14 protein-coding genes are annotated in these 12,667 nt (G+C 65.6%); 1 reads left to right on the top strand and 13 read right to left on the bottom strand.

From position 1 onward, the window contains the following. Positions 1-83: 83 nt before the first annotated feature. From IB273_RS12210 to IB273_RS12155, 12 genes are all read right to left on the bottom strand, one after another. Positions 84-1,043: a DMT family transporter gene (locus IB273_RS12210; RefSeq protein WP_081519206.1), complete on the bottom strand. Its 960-nt coding sequence runs from the start codon at positions 1,041-1,043 to the stop codon at positions 84-86. 93 nt (positions 1,044-1,136) lie between these two features. Continuing rightward, positions 1,137-1,556, bottom strand: coding sequence for an MAPEG family protein (locus tag IB273_RS12205; RefSeq protein ID WP_192224164.1), 420 nt, complete (start codon positions 1,554-1,556; stop codon positions 1,137-1,139). A 265-nt stretch (positions 1,557-1,821) separates the two neighbouring features. Then, complete coding sequence (locus IB273_RS12200) at positions 1,822-2,037, bottom strand: TOBE domain-containing protein (RefSeq protein ID WP_017517652.1); 216 nt, start codon at positions 2,035-2,037, stop codon at positions 1,822-1,824. A 39-nt stretch (positions 2,038-2,076) separates the two neighbouring features. Beyond that, on the bottom strand, positions 2,077-2,919 hold the full coding sequence (gene ssuB / locus IB273_RS12195) for an aliphatic sulfonates ABC transporter ATP-binding protein (RefSeq protein ID WP_192224163.1): 843 nt from the start codon (positions 2,917-2,919) through the stop codon (positions 2,077-2,079). After that, positions 2,916-3,704 (bottom strand): aliphatic sulfonate ABC transporter permease SsuC, encoded by a 789-nt coding sequence (gene ssuC / locus IB273_RS12190; protein WP_081519203.1) that lies wholly within the window; start codon positions 3,702-3,704, stop codon positions 2,916-2,918. The genes ssuB and ssuC overlap by 4 nt, the downstream gene beginning before the upstream one ends. A gap of 107 nt (positions 3,705-3,811) precedes the next feature. Next, on the bottom strand, positions 3,812-4,975 hold the full coding sequence (gene ssuD / locus IB273_RS12185) for an FMNH2-dependent alkanesulfonate monooxygenase (protein WP_081519202.1): 1,164 nt from the start codon (positions 4,973-4,975) through the stop codon (positions 3,812-3,814). A gap of 157 nt (positions 4,976-5,132) precedes the next feature. Then, entirely contained in the window at positions 5,133-6,098 is a 966-nt protein-coding gene (locus tag IB273_RS12180; protein ID WP_192224162.1) for a sulfonate ABC transporter substrate-binding protein, read from the bottom strand. Positions 6,099-6,231: 133 nt separating this feature from the next. Then, the gene (ssuE, locus tag IB273_RS12175) at positions 6,232-6,825 is read right to left on the bottom strand and encodes an NADPH-dependent FMN reductase (protein WP_081519200.1); all 594 of its coding nucleotides are present in this window, start codon (positions 6,823-6,825) and stop codon (positions 6,232-6,234) included. Positions 6,826-7,157: 332 nt separating this feature from the next. Further along, a complete protein-coding gene (locus IB273_RS12170) occupies positions 7,158-7,910 on the bottom strand; it encodes an ABC transporter ATP-binding protein (RefSeq protein ID WP_192224161.1) in 753 nt (250 codons plus the stop codon). Beyond that, the gene (locus IB273_RS12165) at positions 7,907-8,731 is read right to left on the bottom strand and encodes an ABC transporter permease (protein ID WP_192224160.1); all 825 of its coding nucleotides are present in this window, start codon (positions 8,729-8,731) and stop codon (positions 7,907-7,909) included. The genes IB273_RS12170 and IB273_RS12165 overlap by 4 nt, the downstream gene beginning before the upstream one ends. Positions 8,732-8,734: 3 nt before the next feature. Continuing rightward, positions 8,735-9,748: an aliphatic sulfonate ABC transporter substrate-binding protein gene (locus IB273_RS12160; RefSeq protein ID WP_192224159.1), complete on the bottom strand. Its 1,014-nt coding sequence runs from the start codon at positions 9,746-9,748 to the stop codon at positions 8,735-8,737. A gap of 297 nt (positions 9,749-10,045) precedes the next feature. Further along, positions 10,046-10,684 carry a peroxiredoxin gene (locus IB273_RS12155; RefSeq protein ID WP_045212297.1) on the bottom strand — a complete coding sequence of 213 codons (639 nt, stop codon included), beginning with the start codon at positions 10,682-10,684 and terminating at the stop codon, positions 10,046-10,048. A gap of 292 nt (positions 10,685-10,976) precedes the next feature. Between IB273_RS12155 and IB273_RS12150 the strand changes: the two genes are divergently transcribed. Beyond that, positions 10,977-11,186, top strand: coding sequence for a DUF6316 family protein (locus tag IB273_RS12150; protein WP_081519197.1), 210 nt, complete (start codon positions 10,977-10,979; stop codon positions 11,184-11,186). Between the two features lie 159 nt (positions 11,187-11,345). On the opposite strand, the gene IB273_RS12145 is transcribed toward IB273_RS12150, so the two are convergent. After that, positions 11,346-12,530, bottom strand: coding sequence for a thiolase family protein (locus tag IB273_RS12145; protein ID WP_081519196.1), 1,185 nt, complete (start codon positions 12,528-12,530; stop codon positions 11,346-11,348). Positions 12,531-12,667: the final 137 nt, after the last annotated feature.

Raw genomic sequence — 12,667 nt, 5'->3', positions numbered from 1 at the left:
TTTGCAGAATTGAAGCCAGACGAGAACGATCGGGCGAAAACGATGGAAAGCAAAAGGCCGCCTCACGGCGGCCCTTCGGGAACTCAGACGTTGGCGATGCGCGCCTTTCGCGCCCGGTAGCTGCGCAGCAGCGAAGGCGCCAGCGCGGTGAGCGCCGAGCCACTGACCACCAGCAGCGCACCGACATAGGCCAGGCCGTTGAGGTCCTCGGGCCGCACGAACTCCGGCCACAGCGAAGCAGCCAGCGCCACCGAGGCGAAGGTCACCAGCGGCGTGATCGCCAGGGTCGCGCTGACCCGCGAGGCTTCCCAGTGCGCCAGCGCCTCGGCGAAGGCGCCGTAGGCCACCAGGGTGTTCAGGCAGCAGGCCAGCAGCAGCCAGCCCTGCAGCGGGGACAGGTCCAGGGCCTCCAGCGGATGCGCCCAGGGCGTGAGCAGCGCGCCGCAGCCCAGGTAGATCACCATCATCACCTGAACCGAGGTCCACTGGGTCAGCAGCTGTTTCTGCGCGAGGCCATAGAAGGTCCAGATGAAGGCGGCGAAGACCACGATCAGCACGCCGGTGGTGTACTCGCCGAGCGAACCGAACAGCTCGGCCAGGCGCTGGTTGAAGAACAGCCCGAAGCCGAAGATCAGCACTGCCAGACCGAGCGCCTGGCCGACGCTGAAGCTCTCCTTGAAGACGAACAGGCTGCCCAGCAGCAGGAGGATCGGCGCGATCTGGATCACCAGCTGCGTGGTCCCCGGCGTGAGCAGGCGCAGGCCGATCAGGTAACAGACGTAGTTGCCGGTCAGGCCGAGGATGGCGATCAGCACCAGCCCCTTGCCGCGCTTGCCCAGCGGCGAGAAGCGCGGCAACTGGCGGGTGAAGCCCAGGTAGATGAGCAGCAGGCCACCGGACACCACCAGGCGAAACCAGGTGACGGTGATCGGGTCCATGACCTTCAGGACTTCCTTGAGCTTGATCGGCAGGATGCCCCAGAGGACGGCGGTGACCAGGGCCAGGAACAGGCCGAACTGCCAGCGGCCGGATGAAACGTGCATGAGTGCCTCGACGCGTATGCGGTCCGCCATGCTAAGTCATGGCGGTATCGCCCCATAGGAACAGTTGCGTGGTGCAACTGTTCCGGTCGCCGGTCAGATCAGGGTCGAGAGGCGCAGCAGCCACCAGATGAGGATGATCAGCTGGACGAGGAAAGCGGCAAAGCGCACCCATACCGCCAGCGCCGAGGTGCTGAGCAGATGCACCACCGACTGGACGATGCGCGCCACCAGCAGGGCCGGCGCCAGCGGATCGGTGACCACTGTCTGCTGGGTGACCATGGCGTAGAGCAGCACGGCGCAGAACAGCGGCACGTTTTCCACGCAGTTGGCGTGTGCGCGCACCAGGCGCTGGCCGAAGGTGCCGGGGGTGTTGCTGCCGTCGGCGGCGAAGACGTTGACCTTCATGCGGCCGGACATCACCAGCAGGCCGCGCTGGTTGACCAGCAGCAGGACCAGCAGCACGGTCCAGGCAACCAGGCCGAGCAACGCGAAGGCAGAGGGACTCAGGGACATGCGGGACTCCTTTCTCTTGTTGGTTTGAGCGGAGTCTAAGGGAAGTAGAGTAATTGCTCTAGCCTGCACATAGGTGGGGTATTGGAAGAAGCAACTGTCTTCCTCTGAAAGTTCGTGCTTGGGATTTCCCTAACCCTCTCCCTCGGGAGAGGGCTGGGGTGAGGGCAAACCACCGCACAGGGTTTTCCATTGGGGGCACCACGCGCCAGCGCAAAAGAAAACGGGCAGCCCGTCGCCGGACTGCCCGCCTCTTCCAGCGCCGCACTCACAGCTTGGCGATGGAGACCTCGGTGGATTTCACGAAGGCGATCACTTCGCTGCCGATGGCCAGTTCCAGCTCCTTCACGGAACGCGTGGTGATCACCGAAGTGACGATGCCGGCAGCGGTCTGCACGTCGATTTCCGACAGCACATCGCCTTCGACGATTTCCTTGATGGTGCCCTTGAACTGGTTGCGGACGTTGATGGCTTTGATGGTCATGGCGTAGCTCCTTGGGAGAATAGGGATTTCACTGTGGGTTCAAAGCGCCCAGCGCAGTTGCGTGGGCAGTGGGGAAACGGGTTCCGGTTCGGGCGGCTGGGCCGGCAGCGACAGCACGCGTTCGAGCACTTCGGCTTCCAGCGCGGCGAGCCTCGCCGAGCCACGGGCACGCGGCCGGTGCAGCTCGACGTTGAGGTCCAGGCCAATCTCGCCGTCCTCGATGAGGATCACCCGGTCGGCGATGGCCACGGCCTCGCTGACGTCGTGGGTGACCAGCAGCACGGTGAAGCCATGCTGCTGCCAGAGGTTCTCGATCAGCTGCTGCATCTCGATGCGGGTCAGGGCATCCAGCGCACCCAGCGGCTCATCGAGCAGCAGCAGGCGCGGCTGGTGAATCAGCGCGCGGGCCAGGGCCACGCGCTGCTTCTGGCCGCCGGACAAGCCCGCCGGCCACTCGTTGGCGCGGTCGGACAGTCCCACCGCCGCCAGCGCATCCAGCGCCTTCGGACGCCAGTCGCCCTTCAGGCCCAGGCCGACGTTGTCGATCACCCGCTTCCAGGGCAGCAGGCGCGAGTCCTGGAACATCAGGCGAGTCTCTTCGCGGGCGCTTTCCAGCGGCGCGGAGCCGGCCAGCAACTGGCCGTCACTGGCCTCATCGAGCCCGGCCAGCAGGCGCAGCAGGGTACTCTTGCCGCAGCCGCTGCGGCCGACGATGGCGACGAACTGGCCAGCCGGAATCCGCAGGTCGATGCCCTTGAGCACCTCGCGGTCGCCGAAGCGCTTGCGCACGTTCTCCAGCGCCAGCGGGATGCCTTTCTTGAGTTGCTGCGGCAGCTGCTTTTGAGGCAGCTGCTTTTGAGACAAAGGGTTGACTGCGTTCATGCCGCACCTCCCTTGACCTGATAGGCCGGGTGCCAGCGCAGCCAGACGCGTTCCAGGCCGCGGGCGGCGAGGTCGGCGAGCTTGCCGAGCACGGCATAGAGCAGGATCGCCAACACCACCACGTCGGTCTGCAGGAACTCCCGGGCGTTCATCGCCAGGTAGCCGATACCGGAGTTGGCGGAGATGGTCTCGGCGACGATCAGGGTCAGCCACATGAAACCCAGGGCGAAGCGCACGCCCACCAGGATCGAGGGCAGCGCTCCCGGCAGGATCACCTGGCGGAACAGCGCGAAGCCGGACAGCCCGTAGCTGCGCGACATTTCCAGCAGCCCCGGATCGATGTTGCGGATGCCGTGGTAGGTGTTGAGGTAGATCGGGAACAGCGTGCCCAGGGCGACCAGGAAGATCTTCGCCGACTCGTCGATGCCGAACCACAGGATCACCAGCGGGATCAGAGCCAGGTGCGGCACGTTGCGGATCATCTGCACCGAGCTGTCGAGGAAGCGCTCGCCCCATTGCGACAGGCCGGTGATCAGCCCCAGCACCAGACCGATGCTGCCGCCGATGACGAAGCCGACGGCGGCGCGCCAGGTGCTGATCGCCAGGTGCTGCCAGAGCTCGCCGCTGACCACCAGGTGGTAGCCGGCCTCGGCCACGGCGCTGGGCGCGGGGAGGATGCGGCTGGACAGCCAGCCGAATTCCACCGCCAGCTGCCAGATGACCACCAGGCCCACCGGCAGGGCCCAGGGCGCGAGGCGCTGGGCAAGGTTGTTGGTAACGCTCATCTCATCTCTCCGGATTCTTCGATCGTAGGGCGCATGAAGCGGAACGCTTCATCCGCCGTTCGGGATCGACGGCGGATAACGCTGTGCGTTATTCGCCCTACGTTTGCTCAGCTCGCTGCAGCCGCCTTGGGCAGCTTTCTAGGAGGTAGAGAATCGTTTGCCACCATCTCGCCGAACGGGCTGACGTAGCCACGCGCCTGCGGTGCCTGTGCCTGAGCCAGTTCCAGATGCGGGAAGAGCAGTTCGGCGACCCGGTAGGACTCTTCCAGGTGCGGGTAGCCGGAGAAGATGAAGGTGTCGATGCCCAGCTCCGCGTATTCCTTCACGCGCGCCGCGACCGTCGGGCCGTCGCCGACCAGCGCGGTGCCGGCGCCGCCACGCACCAGGCCGACACCGGCCCAGAGGTTGGGGCTGACTTCCAGGTTGTCCCTGTTGCCGCCGTGCAGGGCAGCCATGCGCTGCTGGCCGACGGAATCGAAGCGCGCCAGCGAGGCCTGAGCGCGGGCGATGGTCTCGTCGTCCAGGTGGGAGATCAGGCGATCGGCGGCCTGCCAGGCTTCCTCGTTGGTCTCGCGGACGATCACGTGCAGGCGGATGCCGAAGCGCACGCTGCGGCCCTGCCTGGCGGCCTTCTCGCGCACCTGGGCGATCTTCTCGGCGACGGCGGCGGGCGGCTCACCCCAGGTCAGGTACAGCTCGACCTGCTCAGCGGCGAGGTCCTGGGCGGCATCGGAAGAGCCACCGAAATACAGCGGCGGACGCGGCTGCTGGATCGGCGGATAGAGCAGCTTGGCGCCCTTCACCTGCAGGTGCTTGCCGTCGTAGTCGACGGTCTCGCCTTCCAGCACGCGGCGCCAGATGCGGGTGAATTCGACCGAGGCTTCGTAGCGTTCGGCGTGGCTCAGGTGCAGGCCGTCACCGGCCAGTTCGTCCGGGTCGCCACCGGTCACCAGGTTGAACAGCGCGCGCCCACCGGAGAGCCGGTCGAGGGTTGCGGCCTGGCGGGCGGCCACGGTCGGGGAAATGATGCCCGGGCGCAGGGCGACCAGGAATTTCAGGCGCTGGGTCACCGGGATCAGCGAGGCGGCAACCAGCCAGGAGTCCTCGCAAGAGCGACCGGTGGGGATCAGCACGCCGCCGAAACCGAGGCGGTCGGCGGCCTGGGCGACCTGTTGCAGATAACCATGGTCCACGGCGCGGGCCCCTTCGGCGGTGCCCAGGTAGTGGCCGTCGCCGTGGGTCGGCAGGAACCAGAAGATGTTGAGACTCATCGCAGTAACTCCAGATAAGCGCGCCGGCGTGGCGTAGCCGCGCGATGATGGGATTGGGGTATTTCGTGTTGCTTTGTGCAGGAGCGGGCCATGCCCGCAAACCGCGTCGCGCCTGGCGTCAGGCCGGTCGCGGGCATGGCCCGCTCCTACAGGTGTGTCACTGGGCGGCGGCCACCTTGGCCGGCGCCGTCCAGACCACGCCCTTGATGCTCAGCGCCTTCGGGATCAGCTTCAGCTGGGTGAAGGTGTCGGCGATCTTCTGTTGCGCGGCGGTGACTTCCGGGGTGATCGGCTGGGCGCCGTAGCCCTGGCGTTTCACCGCGGTGAAGGTGATGTCCGCCGGCAGGCCGAGCAGCGGCGCGACCTGGTCGGTGACCTGCTGCGGGTTCTGCTGCGACCACTCGCCGACCGAACGCACTTCGTCGATCAGGGTGGTGATGACCTGCGGGTGGTTGTTCGCGTAGGGGCGGGTCGCCAGGTAGAACTGGTGGTTATCCACAAGGCCGGTGCCGTCCACCAGGGTGCGGGCGGAGAGCTGCTTCTCGGCGGCGGCCTGGTACGGGTCCCAGATCACCCAGGCATCCACGCTGCCGCGCTCGAAGGCGGCGCGTGCGTCTGCCGGCGGCAGGTACACGGGCTGGATGTCGCTGTACTTCAGGCCGGCCTTTTCCAGGGCGCGCACCAGCAGGTAGTGCACGTTGGAACCCTTGTTCAGGGCGACCTTCTTGCCCTTGAGTTCGGCGACGGATTTGATCGGCGAATCCTTGGGCAGCAGGATCGCTTCGCTGGTCGGCGCCTGCGGCTCATGGGCGACGTAGACGAGATCGGCGCCAGCGGCCTGGGCGAACACCGGCGGGGTTTCGCCGGTGACGCCGAAGTCGATACTGCCGACGTTCAGCCCTTCCAGCAGCTGCGGGCCGCCGGGGAATTCGGTCCATTGCACCTTGACGCCCTGCTCGGCCAGGCGCTTCTCCAGCGTGCCACGGGCCTTGAGCAGCACCAGGGTGCCGTACTTCTGGTAACCGATACGCACGGTACCGGGTTGTTCGTCTGCCTGGGCGTTGTAGGACAGGGCTGCGATCAGCAGGGCCGCCAGTCCACTACGCAAAGTGAGGGTCCGCATGGGAGTGCTCCTTTATCGAGTGTGCTTGCCGGACCTGCGGTCCCGTTGTCGGGACGGTGAGGGCCTTTTCTTATTTGACGCGGAGACGCTTGCCGGTTTGGGGCTGGGCGTTCGCCTGCGTTGAATGGGTCGGTCAGATGCTCCAGCGGGCGTTGATCAGCCGTTCGTTGAGCAGGTTCGGGTCGATGGGTTTCGGCCGGCGCGCCAGGGCGCCGTGGAACTGTTCCAGGGATTCCAGCAGTCGATGTTCCAGGGTCGATTCCAGGCGCGCCGGGGTATTGCCCTCGGGGTATTGCACCTGGCTCTCCTCGGCGAACACGCCGTGCAGGGTTTCCTGGGCCTTCAATGCGGCGAGGACCGGCTTGAGCGCGTAGTCCACCGCCAGCATGTGGGCATTGCTGCCGCCAGTAGCCAGGGGCAGCACCACCTTGTGTGCCAGCGCCCGCTCCGGCAGCAGGTCGAGAATCACCTTCAGCGCACCGGCGATGGACGCCTTGTACACCGGGGTGGAAATGACCAGGCCGTCGGCGCGCAGCACCTGTTCGATCAGCTCGACCACCCGTGGGCTGTCGAAGCGCGCATGCAGCAGGTCCTCGGCTGGGAAGTCGCGCACGCTGTAGGAGCGCACCTCGGCGCCGTGGGCATGCAGCCAGTTCCGCGCGATGTCCAGGAGGACACCGGATCGGGAACGCTGGCTGGGGCTGCCGGCAAGGGTGACTACATACATCTGCACACTTCCTTATAACGATCAGAGCGGTACAAATGCCGCCCTGCTAACCAATGTGCATAGACCTTAACAGTCCTTCTCATATTCCAATAAATGGTATTTATTCATTTAGTTATGCGATTTCGATTTATACGCAGGAGCAATTGTCTTCTCCTGGATAATTCCGCGCCTGCATTTCCCCCTCACCCCAACCCTCTCCCTTAGGGAGAGGGGGCAGGCCGTGCCGGCTGATGCTGTGGTTTCATCCTGCACCGAACGGTCCCCTCTCCCTCCGGGAGAGGGCTAGGGTGAGGGCCGATCCGAGCACAGCAGCATCCCGTAGGGGCGGAACGTCAGATGACGTGGGACAGGTGCAGCTCGGTCAGCGCTTCGCCGCGCAGGAAGGCCAGTTCCACGGCGCGACGATCGCGCGGACGCGGCAACGGCACGGGGAATTCGCGGCGCAGGCGACTGGGCGTACCGCCCAGCAGCAGGACGCGGTCACTGAGGTAGAAGGCCTCATCGAGGTCGTGGGTGACCAGCAGGATGCTGATGTCGTACTCCAGCGCCAACTGCTGGATCAGGTCCTGCAGACGGATGCGGGTGAAGGCGTCCACCGCGCTGAAAGGCTCGTCCAGCAGCAGCACTTGCGGCCGCCCATAGAGACCACGGGCGATGGCCGCGCGCTGCGCCATGCCGCCGGAGAGCTGCTTGGGCAACAGCTCGCCCTTGCCTTCCAGCCCCACATCGCGCAGCAGATGCCCGATGCGCTGATCGTCGGCCAGCCAGCCGTCGGCGAAGCCGATGTTCTGCGCCACCGTGAGCCAGGGCAGTAGACGCGGCTCCTGGAACACCACACCGACGCCGCCACCGCCACGGCCGCTACCGCCATCCGGGCCGAAGCCCAGCAGCGGGTTGCGCACCAGCGAGCCGGCGAACTCGTCATCCAGCCCGGCGGCGATGCGCAGCAGCGTACTTTTTCCACAACCGCTGGGGCCGAGCAGGCTGACCACTTCGCCCGGAGCCAGGCTCAGGCTGACATCGTCCAGCACCCGCACGCCGGAGAAGCTCTTGCGGATGTCCCGCAGTTCCAGCAGCGCGCTCATCCGCTCACTCCATTGCCAAGGAAGGTATCGCGCCAGGCCAGCGCACGCTGTTCCAGCGCCTTGAGCAGGCTGTCGCTGAGCTTGCCGAGCACCGCCAGCACCAGAATGGCGGCGATGACGATGTCCGGCCGCGAGGTTTCCCGGCCGTCGCTGAGCAGGTAGCCCAGGCCGCGGGTGGCGGCAATCAGTTCGGCGGCGACGAGGAACATCCAGCTCAGGCTCAGCGCGCCACGCAGTCCGGTGAACAGGCTCGGCAGCGCCGCCGGCAGGAGAATGCGCCGCACCAGGGCGAAGGGCGACAGGTGATAAAGCCGGCCCAGCTCCACCCACTTGCGGTCGACGTTGCGCACGCCGGCCACCAGCGAGAGATAGACGGGGAAGAAGGCGCCGAGGGCGATCAGCACGATCTTCGGGGTTTCATCGATACCCAGCCAGAGCAGCAGCAAGGGCACCCAGGCCAAGCTGGGGATGGCCCGCAACGCCTGGAAGGTCGGCTCCAGGTAGGCCTCGGCGCGCTGGCTGAGCCCTACCCAGGTACCGATCAGCACGGCCGCCGCCGCGCCGATGAAGAAACCGGCCGCGACCCGCGCCAGGCTGGCCGCGACATGCTTCCAGAGTTCGCCCTGGGCCAGTTGCCAGAGCGTCAGCGCAACGCTGCTGGGCGCCGGCATCTGGTGCTCGGCCAACCAGCCGACGCGCACCGACAGCTCCAGCGCCGCACACAGCAGCAGTGGCACCAGCCAGGCGCGCCAGCTCAGCCGCGGCCAACGCAGTTTCAGTGCGCGACGCTGGCGGGCCAGGCGCAGGCTCTGGGACGGCATGGCTTACTGCTCCGCCCTGGCGACGGCGGGCTTGCCGATCACCTCACCGGCCAGTTGCGGCGCGATCAGCTGATCGACCACGGCAGTGACGTCGGTCCCCGGACGCACCAGTTGCTCGTCCAGCAGGATCGGTGCGGCGGCCTTCAGCGCGGCCACCTGTTCGGCACCCGGCAGCGGCTTGCTGAAATCGGTGCGAGAGAGTTGCAGCTTCGCCACTTCCAGCGGCAGCTTGGCTTCCTCGGCGAGCAGCTTCGCGGTCTCTTCCGGGTGCGCCACGGCCCACTGACGCGCTTCTTCATAGGCGGCGATGACCTGCTTGATCAGCTCCGGCTGCTCCTTCTCGAATTTCTCGGTGACGTTGAGCACGCCGTAGCTGTTGAAGTCGACGTTGCGGTACAGCAGTCGTGACCCGGCCTGCAGCTCGCTGGCGGCCATGTGCGGATCGAGGCCGGCCCAGGCGTCCACCCTGCCCTGCTCCAGCGCGGCGCGGCCGTCCGGGTGCTGCAGGTGGACGATCTCCACGTCGCTCTTGTCCAGCCCTGCCTGCTGCAGGCTGCGCAACAGGAACAGGTAGGGGTCGGTGCCCTTGGTGGCGGCGATCTTCTTGCCCCGGAGATCGGCCACCGACTTGAGCGGCGAATTCTTGGGCACCACCAGTGCGGTCCACTCCGGACGGCTGGCAATGTAGACGGTCTTCAGCGGGCTGCCGTTGGCGCGGCTGAGGACGGCAGCCAACCCCGCCGTGGAGGCGAAGTCGGTGCTGCCGGCGTTGAGGTACTCCAGCGAACGGTTGCTGCCCTGGCTGAACACCCAGCGCACCTCGGTGCCTTGCGGCTTGAGGGATTTCTCCAGCCAGCCGAAGTGCTTGAGCACCAGGCTGGTGGGCGCGTAGTAGGCGTAGTCCAGGCGCACCTCTTTCGGGGCGTCGGCGGCTTGGGCGGGGCTGTTGTAGGCGCCGATCGGCAGGCTCGCGAGAAGAGCGACGGCCAGGCTGCGGCGCCAGGTGGAATGACCCATGGTCTTCTCCTTGGCGTGGCTTGCGTCTTCTTCCCGTTTGGCGGGCAAGTCAGATCGAATAGATCGAACAGAAAGCAGAGCTTGAATAAAAAAGCGCGGCGTGGTCCGCGCATGAAGGACAAAAAATGGGCCGGCGAACCGGCCCGATTTCCGCTCGAGGTTGAGACTTCGGCCTCCGGAGCGCGCGAGCCAGAGCCAGGCAAGGCACCAGCGGCAGTGAGAGCGGAGTGTGCCAGAGCACATGAGCATCTCGCTGTCGCTGGCGACGCAGGCTGGCCGACGCGCAGCCGCTTGGGATCACTTGTTCGGTTGCGGCGTCAGGCGCAGGTACGGCTTGATGGCGCGGTAGCCCTTGGGGAAGCGCTGCTTGATCTCTTCCTCGTCCTTGAGCGAGGGCACGATCACCACGTCGTCGCCGTCCTGCCAGTTGCCGGGCGTTGCAACCTTGTGGTTGTCGGTGAGCTGCAGCGAGTCGATGACGCGCAGGATCTCGTTGAAGTTGCGCCCGGTGCTCGCCGGGTAGGTGATGGTCAGGCGCACCTTCTTGTTCGGGTCGATGACGAACAGCGAACGCACGGTGAGGGTGTCGTTGGCGTTCGGGTGGATCAGGTCGTACAGCTCGGAGACCTTGCGGTCGGCGTCGGCGATGATCGGGAAGTTGACCACGGTGTTCTGGGTCTCGTTGATGTCTTCGATCCACTTCACGTGGGAGTCCACCGGGTCGACGGACAGGGCGATCACCTTAACGCCCTTGGCGGCAAACTGGTCCTTGAGCTTGGCGGTCAGACCCAGCTCGGTGGTGCATACCGGGGTGAAGTCGGCCGGGTGGGAGAACAGCACGCCCCAGCTGTTGCCGAGCCATTCATGGAAACGGATGCGGCCTTCGCTGGATTCCTGTTCGAAGTCGGGGGCGATGTCGCCGAGTCGCAAGCTCATGGGTCTCTCCTTGTTCGTGTTGGTCACCACTATGCACAAGGTCTTTACGCATTAAAAAGAATATATTTTGATTTTCTTATAACCAAAACAATCTACTTTTCTCGACCCTGCCCGACGACGACCGTCGCCGGACACTGAGCATAGTCAAGGGAACGTGAAGCCCATGCCGATGGGTGTTTCATCGCTGAAACGATTGCCTGCCGTTCGTCGCCATTCCTGCGTAGCCCAGGCACGGCGGGGCTTTGCGACATACACTCGATTCAATTAATCCTTTAGTTCGGGAGGTCAGCTCATGTTGGGACAACGCGTCGGCGACGGCCAGGCGGCCACCCATTACCGCAGCGACCGCATCAGCGCGGTCAACGGTCAGTACTTTTTCTCCACCCGCGAGGGAACGCTGGAAGGCCCTTACTTCACGCGCTTCGATGCTGAGCGCGAGGTGATGCTGTACATCACCCGCATGCAGCAGGCCTCCGACCTGTTCGCCCGCGTCGGACGCTGATCTCCTTCAGCTCCTGGCCACACGAACCCCGGCATGCCAGCCGGGGTTTTCTTTTGCCTGCAGATACCCCCGGCTCCAACACTGGGCAAAGAAAAAGCCCCGGCATCGCTGCCGGGGCTTTTTGCGTTCGGCTCTCCTGCGTGGAAAGAGCCGGGTGCCTCAGCGAACGGCCTCGAACAGGCCGGTGGCGCCCATGCCGCCGCCTACGCACATGGTGACGATGCCGTAGCGCAGGTTGCGGCGCTGCAGTTCGCGCACCAGGTGGCCGACCTGGCGCGAGCCGGTCATGCCGAAGGGGTGACCGATGGAGATGGAGCCGCCGTTGACGTTGTACTTCTCGTTGTCGATGCCCAGGTGATCGCGGGCATACAGGCATTGCGAGGCGAAGGCTTCGTTGAGCTCCCAGAGGTCGATGTCGGCGATCTGCAGGCCCTTGGCCTTGAGCAGCTTGGGCACCGAGAACACCGGGCCGATGCCCATCTCGTCCGGCTCGCAGCCGGCGACGGTGAAGCCGCGGAAGAAGGCCTTGGGCTTGAGACCCAGTTCCAGGGCTTTCTCCAGGCTCATGATCAGGGTCATCGAGGCGCCGTCGGAGAGCTGCGAGGCGTTGCCGGCGGTGACCGAGCCGTCCTCGGCGAACACCGGCTTGAGGGAGTTCAGGCCTTCGAGGGTGGTTTCCGGGCGGTTGCAGTCGTCACGGTCGACCACGCCGTCGAGCACTTTCTTCTCGCCGGTGGCCTTGTCTTCCACCAGGTACTTCACACTCATCGGTACGATTTCATCGTCGAACAGGCCTTCGGCCTGCGCGCGGGCGGTGCGCTGCTGGCTCTGCAGGGAGTAAAGGTCCTGCTGCTCGCGGGTGACGTTGTAGCGGCGGGCGACGATCTCGGCGGTCTGCCCCATGGGGTAGTAAATGCCGGGGAACTCGTCCTTCAGGCGCGGGTTCACGAAGTTGTCGAGGTTCTGCTTGCCCATGGTCAGGGTGATGGACTCGACGCCGCCGGCCACGAGGATGTCGCTGCAGCCCGAGGCTACCTGGTTGGCAGCAATGGCGATGGCCTGCAGACCCGAGGAGCAGTAGCGGTTCAGGGTCATGCCGGCGACATGGGTGCCCAGGCGCGACAGTACGGCGGCGTTGCGGCCGATATTGTGGCCCTGGGCGCCTTCGTTGGAGCCCGCGCCGACCACGCAGTCGTCCACCAGCAGCGGGTCGAGGTTGTTGCGCGCCAGCAGCGCGTCGATGCAATGGGCGACCATGTCGTCCGGACGGGTCATGTTGAATTTGCCACGGAAGGACTTGGCCAGGCCGGTACGGACGCTGTCGACGATCACCACTTCGCGCATGGGAAACCTCGTTGCTTGTTGTTCGTTGGGGAGGATGGTGTGGCCCCGAGCATAGGCGCCAGTGAGGACACAGGGCGACGATCATTCACCAGGCGTATAAGCCTGCCCCCACCCTCGTTGAGCGGGGTGGAAAACAA

It is taken from the genome of Pseudomonas sp. PDM19, assembly GCF_014852215.1.
In the GTDB taxonomy this organism is placed as follows: domain Bacteria; phylum Pseudomonadota; class Gammaproteobacteria; order Pseudomonadales; family Pseudomonadaceae; genus Pseudomonas.
The sequence above is the reverse complement of the archived record's forward strand: the minus strand, read 5'-3'. Positions and strand labels throughout refer to the sequence as shown.